Genomic DNA, 15,792 nt, shown 5'->3' with positions numbered 1-15,792 from the left:
ATGTTGAGTAAACTGATGGGCTGGATCGATTATCGATTCCCGCTCACGGCCATGTACAACGACCATATGGCCAAGTATCCGGCACCGAAGAACCTGAACTTCTGGTACTTCTTCGGCTCGCTGGCCATGCTGGTGCTGGTCAACCAGATCATCACCGGTATCTGGCTGACCATGAACTACAACCCCTCCGCGGAAGGTGCGTTTGCCTCCGTGGAGTACATCATGCGCGATGTGGAGTACGGCTGGCTGCTGCGTTACATGCACTCAACCGGCGCGTCTGCATTCTTCATCGTGGTCTACATGCACATGTTCCGCGGCATGATCTATGGCTCTTATCAGAAGCCTCGTGAACTGCTGTGGATCTTCGGCATGCTGATCTTCCTGGTGCTGATGGCGGAAGCCTTCATGGGCTACTTGCTGCCCTGGGGCCAGATGTCATTCTGGGGTGCTCAGGTCATCATCTCGCTGTTTGGCGCCATTCCGGTCATCGGTGACGATCTGACCCTGTGGATCCGCGGTGACTATGTCATCTCCGGTGCGACCCTGAATCGCTTCTTTGCGCTGCATGTCATCGCATTGCCGCTGGTGTTGGTGATGCTGGTTGCCATGCACATTCTGGCGCTGCATGAGGTGGGGTCCAACAACCCGGATGGTATTGACATCAAGAAACACAAGGACGAAAACGGCTGGCCGCTGGATGCGGTGGCGTTCCACCCTTACTTCACCGTCAAGGATATGATCGGTGTGGCGGGCTTCCTGTTCTTCTTCTGCGCCATCATCTTCTTCAAGCCGGATATGTGGGGTTACTTCCTCGAGAAGCCGAACTTTGAAGTGGCCAACGGGCTGAAAACCCCTGCACATATCGCGCCTGTGTGGTACTTCACGCCGTTCTACGCCATTTTGCGGGCGGTGCCGGACAAGCTGCTTGGCGTCATCATGATGGGCCTCTCCATTGTGGTGCTGTTCCTGCTGCCGTGGCTGGATCGATGCAAGGTGCGCTCGGTGCGCTATCGCAGCAAGCTGCATAAGCTGAACATTGCCCAGTTTGTGGTGTGCTTCGTGATTCTGGGGATCCTCGGGGTGCTGCCGTCGACGCCGACTCTGACGCTGATTGCCCAAATTTGTACCTTGGGTTATTTCGGGTTCTTCGTCCTGCTGTTCTTCTATAGCAAGAATGAAAGCACCAAGCCGCTGCCGGAGAGGGTGACATTTAAATGAAAAGAATAATATTTGCAGTGCTGACCCTGCTGCCGTCACTGGTGTTTGCCAATACCGGAGCCGTGCATCTGGACAAGGCCAACTATGACCTGAGCGACAAAGCTTCTCTGCAGCGTGGCGCCGCCACCTTCATGAACTACTGCTTTGGTTGCCACAGCACCCAGTACCAGCGTTACAACCGGGTGGCAGAGGATCTGGGGATCCCGGCTGATCTGATGGCCGACAATCTGATCGTCAATGGCGCCAAGATTGGTGACCTGATGGAAAACTCGGTCTCGGAGAAGGATGCCGCCAAGTGGTTTGGTGCGCCGCCTCCCGATCTGACGTTGGTTGCCCGGGTGCGTGGTGCAGACTGGATCTACACCTATCTGCGTTCCTTCTATGTGGATGAAACCCGTCCGTTCGGGGTGAACAACGCCGTATTCCCGTCCGTGGGCATGCCCCATGTACTGGAGCCGTTGCAGGGAACCCCGCGCGCCGAGTTTGCCACTCACACGGTCGATGGCGTGGAAACCCATCAGGTTGTCAGCATCAAATCTGACGGCAATGGTGAAATGAATAACGAAGAGTATGATCAGACGGTGCTGGATCTGGTAAACTTCTTGGTCTACTCGGCTGAACCGGTACAACAGGAGCGTGAACGTATGGGCTTCTGGGTGCTTGGCTTCATCGTGATCTTCTTCATCTTCACTGTGCTGTTGAAGAAGGAATTCTGGCGCGACGTTCACTAAGCGACCAGATCCGGGTAATATAATGCACGGCAATGAAGACCAAGATGCTTCATTGCCGTTTCTGCTTTTTTATGACGGGAGGGTTCAATGGCTGTAGCTGCCAATAAGCGTTCGGTAATGACGCTGTTTTCCGGTGCCAACGATATGTTCAGCCATCAGGTGCGTATTGTCCTGGCGGAGAAGGGTGTTAGCGTGGATATCTGCCAGGTTGACCCAGCCAATCTGCCGGATGAGCTGGCCGAGCTGAACCCGTACAACTCTGTACCGACCCTGGTGGATCGTGAGCTGGCACTCTATACCTCACGCATCATCATGGAGTATCTGGACGAGCGCTTCCCGCATCCGCCCCTGATGCCTGTTTACCCGGTTGCCCGTGGTAACAGCCGTCTGATGATGCACCGCATCGAGCTGGACTGGTACTCCTTGGCCGACAAGATCATGGCCGGTACCGATGCTGAAGCGGCACGCAACGAACTGCGTGACAACCTGCTGGCCATCGCGCCGATCTTTGGTGAAATGCCCTATTTCATGAGCGAAGAGTTCGGTCTGGTGGATTGCTACATGGCTCCGCTGCTGTGGCGTCTGCCGAGCCTGGGCATCGACCTGACCGGTCGTGGTGCCAAAGAGCTGAAGGCCTACATGGTTCGTCTGTTCGAGCGTGAATCCTTCCAGGCCTCTCTGACCGAAGCCGAGCGCGAGATCCGTTCTGGCGTATGAGCATGGAACCGACAATGACACCGAGCCGCCCGTACCTGTTACGGGCGTTCTTTGACTGGTTGCTGGACAATGACCTGACCCCCCATCTGGTGGTCAACGTCAACATTCCCCATGTGATGGTGCCGATGCAGTTTGCCCAGGATGGTCAGATTGTATTGAACATCGCGCCCCGTGCCGTGATGCAATTTCATATGGATAATGAGGCTATCAGCTTCAGCGCCCGCTTTGGCGGGGTATCCCAGCAGGTCTATATCCCGATGGCGGCCGTACTGGCTATCCATGCTCGGGAGAACGGCGTGGGCACCATGTTCCCGCCCGAGCCGGGTTACGACATCTGGCTGGAACAGGCCGAAGCGCCGGTGGAGCCTGAGCCGGAACCGCCGCGCCCCAGCGGTCGTCCGACCCTGAAAGTGATCAAATAAAAAACGCAGCCGATTGGCTGCGTTTTTTTATGCCGGTTTGGCTTAGTTCTGGGCGAACTCGAAGGCCTTGATCACGCGCTTCACGCCCTCAACGTGGCGGGCAATCTGCACTGCCTGTTCCCCCTCCTGACGCGTCACCAGACCAATCAGGAACACCTCGCTGTTCTCGGTGACCACCTTGACCTTGGTGCTGTCGAAGTTCTTGGTACCGAACATGTCGGCCTTCACCTTGGAGGTGATCCAGGAATCATTGCTGCGAGTAGTGAAGCTGGCGGGCTGGCCGAGGCGCAACTCGTTGTAGACGTGGCGGACCCCTTCGATGCGACTGACAATTTTGCCCGCCTCAATCTTGTAAACGTCAGAAGGTGTCTGGCCGACCAGCAGCACGCGGCCGTTGTTGCTATAGACGCTGATCTTGCTGGCTGCGCTGAGTGGTTTGTTGTCGGCCAGCAGATTGGCCGCCTTCAGCTCGATGGCCTGGTCATCCCACTGTGCGCCCAACGTTCGGCGATCGCCAGAGGCCTTGGCTGTCCCTGCGGCGCCGCCAACAACCACGGCTGCGCAGCCTTGCAGCAGCAGGCTGCTCACCAGCAGACCGAGCAGGATAGTGTGCTTTTTCATGGTTTCAATCTTCCTGTTGCGGGAAAAGTGTCTGGTCGATGAGATCACACAGGCAGTGCAGGGTCAACAGGTTCACTTCCAGAATGCGAGGACGACGGGCGGATGGCACGCGGATCTCTACATCGTTCGGGCCAAGCAGACCTGCCATTTCGCCACCGTCCCCCCCGCTCAGCACCACTATGGTCATGTCGCGGGAGAGGGCGGCCTCGGCAGCCTTGATCAGGCTGCGGCTGTGGCCGGAGGTGGTGATGACCACCAGAATGTCGCCGGGTTGGCCTAGCGCGCGGATCTGCTTGGCGTAGACCTCTTCAAAACCGTGATCGGTGGCGATGGCGCTGATGGTCGCCATGTCGGGCGTCAGGGCCATGCCGGGCAGGGAGGGGCGCTGGGTCTCGTAGCAGTTGACCAGTTCGGAGATGAACAGTTGCGCCAGTGCGGCAGAAGGACCGTTACCGCATGCCAGCACCTTGTGGCCATTGAGCAGGCAGATGGTGATCATCTGGGCTGCAGTATGGATGGCATCCGGCAGCGCCTCGGCGGCGGCTATCTTGGTCTGGATGCTTTCGGTGTAGTTCTCTTTGATGCGGTCAGTCATAGGGTCCTCTTAAAACGCGTTCTGGATCCAGGCTGGCTGGTCGCCCTCGAACGCAATCACATCGAATCGGCAGGCCTGATTGGCCTCGTTGATGGCATGTTGCTTCAAATAGTGGCGCGCTGCCAGCATGATCTTGTGCTGTTTGCTGCGGGTGACCGAGTTGGCGGCCCCACCATGGCTGCTTGTGGCCCGATAGCGCACCTCAACAAACACCAGGGTCTGGCCCTGGTGCATGATGAGATCTATTTCGCCGCCACGACAGCGGTAGTTGCGCGCTACCGGTTGCAGGCCCCGGGCCTGCAACCAGCGCTCAGCGACTTGTTCAAAGTGCTGTCCCTTGCTCGTCGGTGAGGGGAACAGGCTCGGCAACTGCTGGCGCATCCGTTTCCATAGTTCCTTCATTGGAGGGCTCCTCCAGCTGCTGAACGGCGTTCTCGTCGACCAGTTTGCCGTTCTGGTAAGTCCCCCAGCTCAGCATCCGCACGATATTGCCCTGGGCATCCACGCTCAGCTGACCGCTCATGCCTGCCTGCTGCATGCCACCCACCTTGCGCATCTGCTGCAGGTTCTCTGCCAGACTGACGGCATCGTAACCCATGGCAAACAGACGCAGCAGGTCACCCTGAGTCTGCGGCCAGAGCAGGGCGATCTGCTCGCGCTGTTTCTCGTAGCCGCCAAGCAGCAGCGGCATATCGGCGATATGCATGCCATTGAGCTCGGAGGCGACCTCGGTGGCAGCGCTGTCGTAGCCACGGGAGCTGGTGTAGATGGGCAGGCTGCCCATCGGATTGACCGAGACATCCACGTAGGGCTTGATCATCCGGGTTTCCAGGCTGTTGGCCACCACGTAAACGGCATCGATGCTGCGCGGTGTGGCATCAGAGAGTTGCACCACTTCACCAGCACGGGCGGTAGAGCGGCCGCTCAGGGCATTCTTGACCATCCCCTGCACTTCGTTGCGGGCACCGAAGGTGGCAACGACCGGCTTATCCTGGCTCAGGGTGGCCCAGCTCTGCTCGAACGCCTTGATACTGCTGTAACCGATCCGCCCCTGGGCGGCGATCAGCAGAGGTTTGCGGTAGCCCTGTGTGTAAAGATACTGGGCTGCCTGCGCGGCATCTGCGGCGGCAGAGAGGGAGAAGTAGTAGGTGGTATCGTTGACGATCGGCTTGTCCAGCTCGTTGAGCGCCAGCACCGGCACGGTCGGATTGGCCTTGAGCAGCTCCTCGACCCGATCTTTCAGCAGCGGGCCGATGATCATGTCCGCACCTTCCTGAATCGCCTGCTTGTAAAGATCGCCGGTCGACTTGCTCTGGGTGTCGTAGAAGTTCAGGGTAAATTGCCCCTGATTCTCCTTGTAGGACATCAGCATACCGTTGCGGATAGCGGCGCCCTGAGGCTCCAGATTGCCGGAGAGGGGCAGCAGCACGGCGATCTGCTGCACCGAGGTGCTGGCAGTGGTAGCCAGATCGCCCAATCCTGCCGGCATATCTTTCTGAGCCGGATGGTTGGGGAAGTCGCGCTTCCAGCCTGCCAGCTGGCGGGCCAGCAGGTTTGGCTGGGCGCCAAACTCGTTGACCAGTGCCGCCAGTCGCAGCCAGCCGGTGGTCACATCAGGGGCCGGAGCCTCTTCCAGCGCTTGCAGGGTGGAGGGGGTCATGCTTTTGAGCAACGACCAGATCTGCTGATGGTTGGTCGCCTGCTCGCTCTGATTGAGGTAGGGCTCCAGTGCAATCAACGATTTAGCTGCGCCAAACTTGTTGTTGATGTCGAGCTGCAGCACCACGCGTTGGCGATACCAATCCTTCTGGGTATCGGCATCCAGCACCACTTCGGGTTTGCCTTCCAGCAGGATCAGCGCCTGATTGGCGTGGCCCTGCGCCAGCAACAGATGGGCTTGCAGCAGTTGCAGCTGCGCCTTCTGGGCGGGCTCCTTGGCCTGCTTCTGCAATTGTTGGAACAGTGCCGAGGCCGGTTTGGCCTGGCCCAGCGCCAGATAGCTGCGTGCCGCCAGCATCTGCCAGGTAAAGGCCTCGGCCGGCTTGGCCGGGTCCACCTGTTCAAGATACCACTGGGCATTCTTGGTCAGATTGGAGAACGCAGAGGGCATGCCTGACTGCCCTGACGGTTGATTGGGCTCCGACGCACAGGCGGCGAGCAGTACTGCCGCGAGTATGATGCCGAAGAGTCGTGATACACTTAGCTGCTTTGTAACCCGGTTCAAGTTCATTCCCCGACCAGTGTTGAAGTTCCCCATAGTGTAAACGGGCCAATATGGCGACACAATTGTCGGGGCACTCGGAGATCCCATGAGTGACATCCCAACCCTGTATATAGTCCCCACTCCGATCGGTAATTTGGCGGACATCACCCAGCGTGCATTGGATATTTTACGCAGTGTCGATCTGGTGGCCGCCGAAGATACCCGTCATACCGGTATCCTGCTCAGCCACTACCAAATCTCGGTGCCGACCTTCGCCCTGCACGATCACAACGAGCAGCAGAAGGCCGATGTGCTGATCGGCCGGATCAAAGAGGGCAAGAGTGTTGCGCTGGTCTCCGATGCCGGCACCCCGCTCATCAGCGATCCCGGTTATCACTTGGTCACCCGCTGTCGTGAAGCCGGGGTCAAGGTGGTGCCGCTGCCTGGCCCCTGTGCCGCCATCACCGCCTTGAGCGCAGCTGGTCTGCCCACCGATCGCTTCGCGTTTGAAGGTTTTCTGCCCGCCAAGAGCAAGGGACGCGACGATCGTCTGCAAGCGGTTATCGAAGACACCCGCTCGCTGGTGTTCTACGAATCGCCACGCCGGGTGAAGGATACGGTGGAAGCGATTGCTCGCATTCTCGGCGAACGTCAGGTGGTGGTGTGCCGCGAGTTGACCAAGACCTTTGAGTCGATCCACGGTCTGCCTGCCTCTGAAATGCTGACCTGGCTCGGTGAGGATGACAACCGCTGCCGCGGCGAGATCGTGCTGGTGGTGGCTGGCGCCTCCAAAGATGAAGAGGATCTGCCGGCCGAGGCGATCCGCACTCTGGGGCTGCTGGTAGCCGAACTGCCACTGAAGAAAGCGGCTGCCCTGACCGCCGAGATCCACGGCGTGAAGAAAAATGCCCTCTACAAATACGGTCTCGAGCACTATTGAGCCGATGAAATAGGCCTGCAGACTGTTTTCTGACCTGTGCAATCCCCCGTACCGGCAAGCATTCAGCCTGTCAGCGGGGGCCAAAGCGCGATAAATGGCTGTAAACGGGAATTGCCGGTTTACCCCGTGCGTATCGCAGGGCTATAATCCGCGCTCGGAGTTGGCTGGGCAATCGCTGCTTCGTCGTTGTGTCCCTCGGGACAGACGGGCGGAGGGGAGGAAAGTCCGGGCTTCATAGGGCAGGGTGCCAGGTAACGCCTGGGGGGCGCGAGCCTACGACCAGTGCAACAGAGAGCAGACCGCCGATGGCCCGCAAGGGATCAGGTAAGGGTGAAAGGGTGCGGTAAGAGCGCACCGCGCGACTGGCAACAGTTCGTGGCACGGTAAACTCCACCCGAAGCAAGACCAAATAGGCCCCTATTGGCGCGGCCCGCGTTGGGGGCGGGTAGGTTGCTTGAGCCAGCGAGCGATTGCTGGCCTAGAGGAATGATTGCTACCCGGGGCAACCCGGTACAGAACCCGGCTTACAGGCCGACTCCGACCTCATTCCGAAGAGCCCCGCGATTTATCGCGGGGCTCTTTTTTATGCATGAGAAAATATGGCTTCGTTGGTCGGATATTTTTTGTCTCGCCATGTTGAATGAAATTATATGTTTTAAATCAGTCGAATAGTCTCGTATTTAGCGCAATGGCAGCGATAGATGGTGATAGGACACCGGATGGCTGTTCGCACCCGCATATTGTGTCTGTTCTCAGTTCATTCACTTATTTCAATTAATCGCCAGAGTTTAGTGCCAAATAACTTGTGGAAAATCAACCCACTCAATCCGCAGTATGCAAATGCTGCGTCAATATGTTCCCTCTGTCCCATCTCCTTGCTTGAAAAGCCCCCTGCACGTCCTTAAACTTCAACGTGGGGAAAAGTGGATCAAAGTGGTTTTTAGAGGGCAATCTGCCTGCTCACTCACCTTCAGGGACTGCAATTTGTTGCGTGGCGCTCATGCCATCAGCCTGGACAGTAAAGGGCGACTGGCTATTCCGACCAAATTCCGTGATTGGCTGCGCGATGAAAGCGACGGCCAGCTGGTCTGCACCATCGATATTGCCCATCCCTGTCTGCTGCTTTATCCCCTGACTGAATGGGAAGAGGTCGAGCGCAAGCTCAAGACCCTCTCCAGCATCAATCCGCAAGAGCGCCGTTTGCAGCGACTGCTGTTGGGACATGCAACCGAATGTGAGCTGGATGGCAATGGCCGTCTGCTGCTCAGTCAGCCACTGCGCAACCATGCTGGGCTGGACAAGAAAATCATGCTGGTGGGCCAGCTCAACAAGTTTGAGCTGTGGGATGAAGCCCGCTGGCAACAACAGGTCAATGACGACATCTTGGGTCTGCCCGGGGACGATTGGGCAAGCTCACCACGACTACAGGATTTCTCTTTATAAATGACCCAAGCCGCTGAACACATCACAGTGCTGCTGCACGAAGCCGTTGAAGGTCTGGCGATCAAGCCGGACGGTGTCTACGTCGACGGTACTTTTGGCCGTGGTGGTCATTCTCGTCTGATCCTGCAGCACCTTGGTCCCAATGGCCGCCTGATCGCCATCGACCGCGATCCCCAAGCGATCGCCGAAGCGGCCAAGATCCAGGATCCCCGTTTCGAAATCGTGCACGGCCCCTTCTCCGGCATCGCCTCCTATCTGAATGAGCGCGGTTTGCTGGGCAAGGTAGATGGCTTCCTGCTGGATCTGGGGGTCTCTTCACCCCAGCTGGATGATGCCGAGCGCGGCTTCAGCTTCATGAAAGATGGTCCGCTCGATATGCGAATGGACCCCACTTCCGGCCAGAGCGCCGCCGAGTGGCTGGCCAAGGCCGATGTGGATGACATCGCCTGGGTGCTGAAGACCTTCGGTGAGGAGCGTTTTGCCAAGAAGATCGCCCGCGCCATTGTGCATGACCGCGTGACCGAGCCTTATGTGCGTACCCGTCAACTGGCGGAGATGATTGCCCGGGTCAATCCGAGCAAGGAGAAGGGCAAGCATGCGGCCACCCGCAGCTTCCAGGCCATCCGCATCTATATCAACAGCGAGCTGGACGAGATCGAAACCGCGCTCAACGGTGCGCTGGAGGTGCTGGCACCGCACGGTCGTCTGTCGGTGATCAGCTTCCATTCGCTGGAAGACCGGTTGGTGAAGCATTTCATCCGCAAGCACGAGAAGGGGCCGGAAGTGCCTTACGGCATTCCGCTGACCGAAGCCCAGCTCGCTGGCGGTCGCAAATTGAAGTCGGTCGGCAAGGCGCTCAAGCCTTCTGATCATGAAGTATCTGAAAACAGCCGGTCACGCAGCTCGGTGCTGCGCGTTGCCGAGCGGCTGGCGGAGTAAGCGATGAGCGAAGTGCGTGTTCATCTGGCCAAGGAGATCGTTGCCGATCTCTGGCGGCACAAGCTGCAGATTTTTCTGTCGGTCGCCGTGCTGGTGACCGCGTTTGCCGTGATCCTGGTGACCAACATGACCCGCGGTCTCACGGCCCAGCAGAACGATCTGATGGCAGAAGAGGATCGCCTCAATATCGAATGGCGCCATCTGCTGCTGGAGCAGGGCACCCTGGCTGAACACTCCCGGGTGGCGAGTCTGGCGATGGACAAGTTGCAGATGGGTCGTCCGCTGGTGACCACCGAGAAGGTAATTACCCAACCATGAAACGCAAGGCTACAGCCAAAGCTGCCAAAGCGACTGTCAAAGCGCCATCGATCTATCCGTGGCGCTTTCGCACGCTTGCGGTGTTTATCGGCATCGCGTTTGTGGGTCTGATCCTGCGTCTGGCCTGGATCCAGGTGATCAATCCGGATCGTCTACGTCAGGAGGGGGACATGCGCTCCCTGCGTACCACCTCCACCCAGGCGGTGCGCGGCATGATCACCGATCGCAACGGCGAGCAGCTGGCGGTTTCGGTACCGGTCGAAGCGGTCTGGGCCGATCCCAAGACCGTCCACGAATCCGGTGCCATCAATAATGAGCGAGCCTGGCTGGCGCTCTCCGCCGTGCTCAAGCTAGATATCAATACTCTCAAACACCGCATTGCCAATCCCAGCAAGCGCTTCGTCTATCTGCAGCGTCAGGTGACCCCTGCGGTGGCGGAATATATCAAGGGGCTCAAGCTGGGTGGCATTTACCTGCGTCCGGAAGCGCGCCGCTTCTACCCGACCGGCGAGATCAGTGCCCATCTGGTGGGGGTGACCAACATCGATGGCAGCGGTATTGAAGGGATTGAGCGCAGCTACAACGAGTGGCTGACTGCGACGCCCGGCGAGATGCGGGTGCGCAAGGATCGTCAGGGCCGGGTCATCGAGCGGCTTGGCCTCGTCAAAGAGGGCAAGAACGCCAACGATCTGCAACTCAGTATCGATCAGCGGGTGCAGGCGCTGGCCTACCGCGCGCTCAAGCGGGCGACCGACGAGAACAAGGCGACCTCCGGCTCCATGGTGATGCTGGATATCAAGACCGGTGAAGTACTGGCCATGGTCAACACCCCCTCCTACAACCCGAACAACCGCGGCCAGTACCAGAGCTTCCGGGTGCGCAACCGGGTGGTGACCGATACCTACGAGCCGGGTTCTACCATCAAACCATTGATTTTGCTCAGTGCCTTGCAAGCTGGTGTGACCAGCTGGAAAGACACCATCCAGGGCGGGCCGCTCTTTATCGGGGCCAAGCAGATCAAGGACGTCAGTATCCACAAGGCGACCAACCTCTACGACATCCTGCGCTACTCCTCCAACATCGGTATGTCGCGCATCGCGCTGCGGATGCCGGCGCAGGAGATGATCAACACCCTCAGCATGTTCGGTTTCGGCATGGATACCGGCAGCGGGCTGATGGGTGAGAGCAGCGGCATGCTGCCCCAGCGCCGTCGCTGGTCCGATATCGAGCGGGCGACCCTCTCGTTCGGTTATGGTCTGCGGGTCACCCCGCTGCAGCTGGCTTCCGCCTACGCCACCCTGGCCAACAAGGGCAAGCGGGTGCCGCTCTCCATCGTCAAGGTGACTACGCCGCCCAAGGGTGAGCAGGTGATCGACCACAACAATGCCTCTGCCATGTTGCAGGCGCTCGAGTATGTGGTCGACAACGCCATTCCGAAAGCCAAGATCCCGGGCTATCGGGTCGGCGGCAAGAGTGGTACCGCCAAGGTCGCCGTCGCCGGTGGCTATGGCAAGGATTACATGGCCTGGTTTGCCGGTTTCGCGCCCGCCAGTGATCCCCGTTTCGTTATGGTGGTGGTGATCAACGAGCCAAAAGGCAGCGCCTACTATGGTGGCGCCGTGGCGACCCCGCCGTTTGCAGAGGCCATGGGCGGGGTGCTGCAGCTCTTCAATATTCGTCCCGATGCGGTGCCGCCAGCGGTACCCACCAAACTTGCCCGTACGGAGGCTTCTCTTGTCCCGCGCACTTGATGCATTACTGCGCCCCTTCGGCATCCAGGCGCCGGCGCTCACCCTGACCGATATCCAGCTGGATAGTCGGCGGGTCGGCCCCGGCTCGCTCTTCGTGGCCATTCGTGGTCATCAGGTGGATGGCAGACGGTTTATCGAACAGGCGGTGGCTCAGGGAGCGACCGCTGTTGTGTTTGAGGAGGATGGTGAATTTATCGCGCCAGCGGTTTCCGTTCCCTGTATCGGGATGCGGGATCTGCCCGTTCACCTCTCTGCGCTCTCCGGCTATTTCTACGACCAGCCAGCCAAAAAGCTGGCACTGGTCGGGATCACCGGCACTAACGGCAAGAGCACTACCGCGTTGCTGGTCGCCAACTGGCGCACCCTGCTGGGTGGCAAGGCCGGCGTGATGGGCACCATCGGCAACGGCCTGTTTGGCAACCTGATCGAAGCGGAAAACACCACCGGTAGCGCCGTGCAGGTGCAAGCCAATCTGGCTGCGCTGCAAGAGCAGGGCGCGGATCTGGTGGCGATGGAGGTCTCCAGCCATGGTCTGGTGCAGCACCGTGTCGCCGCGCTGCCGTTCGCTGCCGCCGTTTTCACCAACTTGAGCCGGGATCACCTCGATTATCACGGCACCATGGAAGCCTATGGCGCGGCCAAGGAGCAACTGCTGCAACTGGTCGATGAGTCGAATGCGGTGATCAACCGTGATGACGAGTTGGGTGCCAAGTGGCTCGAAAAATACCCAACAGCGGTGGCCTTCAGTGTGGATGGCCCGATTGAACACCATTCTGGTCGTCAATTAACGGCGCAGCAGCTCGATTTTCACCAGCAAGGTTTTCGCGCGCAGATTAACTCCAGCTGGGGGAATGGTGTATTATCCGCCCCCTTGCTCGGGCGCTTCAACGTCAGCAATGTGCTGGCCGCGATGGGCGTGATGCTGGTACTCGGTTACGACTTCCACGAGCTGCTGGCGACAGCGCCTCAATTGCAGCCGGTGACCGGTCGCATGGAGTGTTTCGGCGGTGGTGATACGCCGCTGGCTGTGGTCGATTACGCCCACACCCCGGATGCGCTGGAGAAGGCATTGCAGGCTCTGCGGGTGCACTGCACCGGCCAGCTCTGGTGTCTGGTCGGTTGTGGTGGCGACCGCGATCGCGGCAAGCGCCCCATGATGGCCGCCATGGCCGAGCAGTATGCGGATCGCGTGATCCTGACCGACGACAATCCCCGTACCGAGGAGCCGGCCCGGATCATGGCCGACATGGTGGCGGGTCTTCGCGATCCTGCTGCGGTGCAGGTGGAGCACGACAGGGTCAAGGCGATTGCGCTGGCCATCGGTCAGGCGAGCAAACAGGACATCATCCTGGTGGCCGGTAAGGGTCACGAGGATTATCAGATCATTGGAACCGACAAGCGGCACTACAGCGACCGGGAAACCGTCGCGGCCGCCTTGCACACATTATTGGAGTCATTCAAATGATGACCCTCAGGCTTGCCGAGCTGGCGCAGGTACTCGATGCCCGTCTGATTGGTGACGATGGCGAGATCACCGTCGTCAGTACCGACACCCGCACTCTGGGCGCGGGTGCCCTGTTCGTTGCCCTGCGCGGCGAGCGCTTCGATGCCCACGATTTTTGCGAGCAGGCCGTTCAGGCAGGGGCCTCTGCCCTGCTGGTCGAACGTGAACTGCCGCTGGCCATCCCCCAGCTGGTGGTGGCTGACAGCCTGAAGGGACTGGGCCGACTCGGCAAGCTGGTGCGTGAGCGCATCAACCCGAAAGTGCTGGCCATTACCGGCAGCTGCGGCAAGACCACGGTGAAGGAGATGGCGACCGCCATCCTGCGCAATGAAGGGGAAGTGCTGGCCACCGCTGGCAACTTCAACAACGAGGTGGGCGTGCCGCTCACCCTGCTGCGCCTCGAGCCGCAACACAAGTTTGCGGTGATGGAGCTGGGTGCCAACCATCCTGGCGAAATCGCCTGGACGACTTCACTGGCCAAACCCGATGCCGCCATCATCAACAACGTGGCGGCGGCCCATCTGGAGGGCTTCGGTTCGCTGGAAGGGGTGTTCCACGCCAAGAGCGAAATTTTTGAGGGCTTGAGCGAGGGCGGCACCGCCATCGTCAACGCCGACAACGAATTCTGGCCGAAGTGGCGGGAGCGCGGCATTCGCTGTGCCTTCTCCATCGATGATCAGAGCCAGCCGTTCCACGCGCGTGACATGGTGCTCAACGAGCAAGGCTGCGCCGAGTTCGTGATGGTGACCCCGCAGGGCGAGCTGAGCCTGACTCTGGCGATCCCGGGTCGCCACAACGTGGCCAATGCGCTGGCTGCCGCCGCGGGCTGTCTGGCCCTCGGCGCCTCCCTCGCCTGTGTCAAGGCGGGGCTGGAGCAGATGGCACCGGTCAAGGGGCGTTTCTGCGTCCAGCGCTGGGGCGGTCTGACCCTGGTGGATGATACCTACAATGCCAGCGTGGAATCCGTGCTGGCGGGCATCGATACCCTGACCGCCATGGGTGGCTTCAAGGTGCTGGTGTTCGGTGATATGCGGGAACTGGGTGAGGAGTCTGCCGAGCAACACGCCCGGGTTGGCCGTCATGCCCGCGAGCGCGGCCTGGATGCCGTGCTGACAGTGGGGGAACAGAGTCGCCACACCGCAGATGCCGCGGCGGGTCGACATTTCGATAACAAGGCGTCGTTGTTTGAAGTGCTTGCGCAAATGATAAATACACATCAGGAAATTTCGATTCTGGTCAAGGGCGCCCGTGGCTCCCGCATGGAAGATATCGTCGAGATGGTCAAAGGCCATCAGGAGTCAGCCACATGCTAGTCTGGCTGGCTGAACTGCTCACCCCGCACTTCACCTTCTTCAACGTCTTCTCCTACCTGACGTTTCGCGCCATCCTGTCGATCATCACCGGACTGGGGGTTGCCCTCTGGATGGGGCCGCGCCTCATTCGCCGCCTGCAGATCTTGAAATTCGGCCAGGTGATCCGCAACGACGGTCCTGAGTCCCACCTCAGCAAGCGGGGCACCCCGACCATGGGTGGCCTGATGATCATTGCGGCGATCTTCACGTCTGTACTGCTCTGGTGCCGCCTCGACAACCCCTATGTCTGGCTGGTGCTGTTTGTGCTGGGAGCCTACGGCGCCATCGGCTTTGCCGACGACTACCTCAAGGTGGTGCGCAAGAATACCGACGGTCTGATCGCGCGCTGGAAGTACTTCTGGCAATCCGCGGTAGCGCTGGCGGTGGCGGTGTTCCTCTATGCGACCGCGACCCATGAGGGTCAGACCCAGCTGGTGGTGCCTTTCCTCAAGGATGTGATGCCGCAGCTTGGCCTGATGTTTATCGTACTGACCTACTTTGTCATCGTCGGTACCTCCAACGCGGTCAACCTGACCGACGGTCTCGACGGCCTGGCCATCATGCCGACCGTGATGGTGGCAGGGGGCTTTGCCCTGATTGCCTGGGCGACCGGTAACGTCAACTTTGCCAACTACCTGCACATTCCCTACGTGCCCTATACCTCCGAGCTGGTGATTGTCTGTACCGCCATCGTCGGGGCGGGCCTGGGTTTCCTCTGGTTCAACACCTATCCGGCGCAGGTATTCATGGGGGACGTAGGTTCCCTGGCGCTGGGCGGCGCGCTCGGCACCATCGCCGTGCTGGTTCGTCAGGAGTTCCTGCTGGTGATCATGGGCGGCGTCTTCGTGATGGAGACCGTCTCGGTGATCCTGCAGGTGGGTTCCTACAAACTGCGCGGCGTGCGGATCTTCCGCATGGCGCCGATCCATCACCACTACGAGAAAAAGGGCTGGCCGGAGCCGCGCGTCATCGTGCGCTTCTGGATCATCACCCTCGTGCTGGTGCTGCTGGGTCTTGCCACCCTGAAGGTGAGGTAAG

General features: G+C 59.5%; 16 protein-coding genes and 1 other RNA gene. 13 read left to right on the top strand and 4 right to left on the bottom strand.

What is annotated here, in order from left to right:
• The 4 genes from BSP75_RS09100 to BSP75_RS09085 all read left to right on the top strand — a co-directional run bounded on the left by BSP75_RS09100 (position 1) and on the right by BSP75_RS09085 (position 3,088).
• On the top strand, positions 1–1,218 hold the full coding sequence (locus BSP75_RS09100; RefSeq protein ID WP_019444835.1) for a cytochrome bc complex cytochrome b subunit: 1,218 nt from the start codon (positions 1–3) through the stop codon (positions 1,216–1,218).
• Positions 1,215–1,949: a cytochrome c1 gene (locus BSP75_RS09095; protein ID WP_042655665.1), complete on the top strand. Its 735-nt coding sequence runs from the start codon at positions 1,215–1,217 to the stop codon at positions 1,947–1,949. Before BSP75_RS09100 ends, BSP75_RS09095 begins: the two co-directional genes overlap by 4 nt.
• An 87-nt stretch (positions 1,950–2,036) precedes the next feature.
• The gene (gene sspA / locus BSP75_RS09090) at positions 2,037–2,666 is read left to right on the top strand and encodes a stringent starvation protein SspA (RefSeq protein WP_042012397.1); all 630 of its coding nucleotides are present in this window, start codon (positions 2,037–2,039) and stop codon (positions 2,664–2,666) included.
• Complete coding sequence (locus tag BSP75_RS09085; RefSeq protein ID WP_005336278.1) at positions 2,663–3,088, top strand: ClpXP protease specificity-enhancing factor; 426 nt, start codon at positions 2,663–2,665, stop codon at positions 3,086–3,088. Before sspA ends, BSP75_RS09085 begins: the two co-directional genes overlap by 4 nt.
• A 42-nt stretch (positions 3,089–3,130) precedes the next feature.
• Here the strand turns inward: BSP75_RS09085 and dolP are convergent, their stop codons facing one another.
• From dolP to BSP75_RS09065, 4 genes are read right to left on the bottom strand one after another with little or no spacing between them, the layout of a single operon-like run.
• Complete coding sequence (dolP, locus tag BSP75_RS09080) at positions 3,131–3,709, bottom strand: division/outer membrane stress-associated lipid-binding lipoprotein (RefSeq protein WP_042061511.1); 579 nt, start codon at positions 3,707–3,709, stop codon at positions 3,131–3,133.
• Positions 3,710–3,713: 4 nt separating this feature from the next.
• Positions 3,714–4,304 carry an SIS domain-containing protein gene (locus BSP75_RS09075; protein WP_005336275.1) on the bottom strand — a complete coding sequence of 197 codons (591 nt, stop codon included), beginning with the start codon at positions 4,302–4,304 and terminating at the stop codon, positions 3,714–3,716.
• Positions 4,305–4,313: 9 nt separating this feature from the next.
• Entirely contained in the window at positions 4,314–4,706 is a 393-nt protein-coding gene (locus tag BSP75_RS09070; protein ID WP_148140668.1) for a YraN family protein, read from the bottom strand.
• Positions 4,627–6,414 carry a penicillin-binding protein activator gene (locus tag BSP75_RS09065; protein ID WP_075112941.1) on the bottom strand — a complete coding sequence of 596 codons (1,788 nt, stop codon included), beginning with the start codon at positions 6,412–6,414 and terminating at the stop codon, positions 4,627–4,629. The genes BSP75_RS09070 and BSP75_RS09065 overlap by 80 nt, the downstream gene beginning before the upstream one ends.
• Positions 6,415–6,613: 199 nt before the next feature.
• Here BSP75_RS09065 and rsmI point away from each other — a divergent pair, with 199 nt between their 5' ends.
• The 9 genes from rsmI (at position 6,614) to mraY (ending at position 15,791) form a co-directional block, all read left to right on the top strand.
• Entirely contained in the window at positions 6,614–7,447 is an 834-nt protein-coding gene (rsmI, locus tag BSP75_RS09060) for a 16S rRNA (cytidine(1402)-2'-O)-methyltransferase (RefSeq protein WP_042655669.1), read from the top strand.
• A 156-nt stretch (positions 7,448–7,603) separates the two neighbouring features.
• An RNA gene (gene rnpB, locus BSP75_RS09055) (RNase P RNA component class A) lies at positions 7,604–7,990 on the top strand.
• A 441-nt stretch (positions 7,991–8,431) separates the two neighbouring features.
• On the top strand, positions 8,432–8,890 hold the full coding sequence (mraZ, locus tag BSP75_RS09050; RefSeq protein WP_075112940.1) for a division/cell wall cluster transcriptional repressor MraZ: 459 nt from the start codon (positions 8,432–8,434) through the stop codon (positions 8,888–8,890).
• A complete protein-coding gene (gene rsmH, locus BSP75_RS09045; protein WP_075112939.1) occupies positions 8,891–9,829 on the top strand; it encodes a 16S rRNA (cytosine(1402)-N(4))-methyltransferase RsmH in 939 nt (312 codons plus the stop codon). It abuts the gene before it with no gap.
• Positions 9,830–9,832: 3 nt separating this feature from the next.
• Complete coding sequence (gene ftsL / locus BSP75_RS09040) at positions 9,833–10,147, top strand: cell division protein FtsL (RefSeq protein WP_042058665.1); 315 nt, start codon at positions 9,833–9,835, stop codon at positions 10,145–10,147.
• Positions 10,144–11,898, top strand: a complete 1,755-nt coding sequence (locus tag BSP75_RS09035) for a penicillin-binding transpeptidase domain-containing protein (RefSeq protein ID WP_042058666.1) — start codon at positions 10,144–10,146, stop codon at positions 11,896–11,898. Before ftsL ends, BSP75_RS09035 begins: the two co-directional genes overlap by 4 nt.
• The gene (murE, locus tag BSP75_RS09030; RefSeq protein WP_075112938.1) at positions 11,831–13,363 is read left to right on the top strand and encodes a UDP-N-acetylmuramoyl-L-alanyl-D-glutamate--2,6-diaminopimelate ligase; all 1,533 of its coding nucleotides are present in this window, start codon (positions 11,831–11,833) and stop codon (positions 13,361–13,363) included. The genes BSP75_RS09035 and murE overlap by 68 nt, the downstream gene beginning before the upstream one ends.
• A complete protein-coding gene (gene murF, locus BSP75_RS09025) occupies positions 13,360–14,715 on the top strand; it encodes a UDP-N-acetylmuramoyl-tripeptide--D-alanyl-D-alanine ligase (RefSeq protein ID WP_075112937.1) in 1,356 nt (451 codons plus the stop codon). Before murE ends, murF begins: the two co-directional genes overlap by 4 nt.
• On the top strand, positions 14,709–15,791 hold the full coding sequence (gene mraY / locus BSP75_RS09020; RefSeq protein WP_005355120.1) for a phospho-N-acetylmuramoyl-pentapeptide-transferase: 1,083 nt from the start codon (positions 14,709–14,711) through the stop codon (positions 15,789–15,791). The genes murF and mraY overlap by 7 nt, the downstream gene beginning before the upstream one ends.
• Position 15,792 lies beyond the last annotated feature (1 nt).

It is taken from the genome of Aeromonas sp. YN13HZO-058 (assembly GCF_001921245.1).
GTDB lineage: Bacteria > Pseudomonadota > Gammaproteobacteria > Enterobacterales > Aeromonadaceae > Aeromonas > Aeromonas allosaccharophila.
Note: the sequence above shows the minus strand (reverse complement) of the source record. Positions and strands in the feature narration are given on the sequence as shown.

What these genes read in the sequence shown, in the direction of transcription:
- BSP75_RS09100 (WP_019444835.1), top strand. Translation starts at nt 1, where the DNA reads ATGTTGAGTAAACTGATGGGCTGGATCGATTATCGATTCCCGCTCACG.
- BSP75_RS09095 (WP_042655665.1), top strand. Translation starts at nt 1,215, where the DNA reads ATGAAAAGAATAATATTTGCAGTGCTGACCCTGCTGCCGTCACTGGTG.
- sspA (WP_042012397.1), top strand. Translation starts at nt 2,037, where the DNA reads ATGGCTGTAGCTGCCAATAAGCGTTCGGTAATGACGCTGTTTTCCGGT.
- BSP75_RS09085 (WP_005336278.1), top strand. Translation starts at nt 2,663, where the DNA reads ATGAGCATGGAACCGACAATGACACCGAGCCGCCCGTACCTGTTACGG.
- dolP (WP_042061511.1), bottom strand. Translation starts at nt 3,709, where the DNA reads ATGAAAAAGCACACTATCCTGCTCGGTCTGCTGGTGAGCAGCCTGCTG.
- BSP75_RS09075 (WP_005336275.1), bottom strand. Translation starts at nt 4,304, where the DNA reads ATGACTGACCGCATCAAAGAGAACTACACCGAAAGCATCCAGACCAAG.
- BSP75_RS09070 (WP_148140668.1), bottom strand. Translation starts at nt 4,706, where the DNA reads ATGAAGGAACTATGGAAACGGATGCGCCAGCAGTTGCCGAGCCTGTTC.
- BSP75_RS09065 (WP_075112941.1), bottom strand. Translation starts at nt 6,414, where the DNA reads ATGCCCTCTGCGTTCTCCAATCTGACCAAGAATGCCCAGTGGTATCTT.
- rsmI (WP_042655669.1), top strand. Translation starts at nt 6,614, where the DNA reads ATGAGTGACATCCCAACCCTGTATATAGTCCCCACTCCGATCGGTAAT.
- rsmH (WP_075112939.1), top strand. Translation starts at nt 8,891, where the DNA reads ATGACCCAAGCCGCTGAACACATCACAGTGCTGCTGCACGAAGCCGTT.
- ftsL (WP_042058665.1), top strand. Translation starts at nt 9,833, where the DNA reads ATGAGCGAAGTGCGTGTTCATCTGGCCAAGGAGATCGTTGCCGATCTC.
- BSP75_RS09035 (WP_042058666.1), top strand. Translation starts at nt 10,144, where the DNA reads ATGAAACGCAAGGCTACAGCCAAAGCTGCCAAAGCGACTGTCAAAGCG.
- murE (WP_075112938.1), top strand. Translation starts at nt 11,831, where the DNA reads ATGCGGTGCCGCCAGCGGTACCCACCAAACTTGCCCGTACGGAGGCTT.
- murF (WP_075112937.1), top strand. Translation starts at nt 13,360, where the DNA reads ATGATGACCCTCAGGCTTGCCGAGCTGGCGCAGGTACTCGATGCCCGT.
- mraY (WP_005355120.1), top strand. Translation starts at nt 14,709, where the DNA reads ATGCTAGTCTGGCTGGCTGAACTGCTCACCCCGCACTTCACCTTCTTC.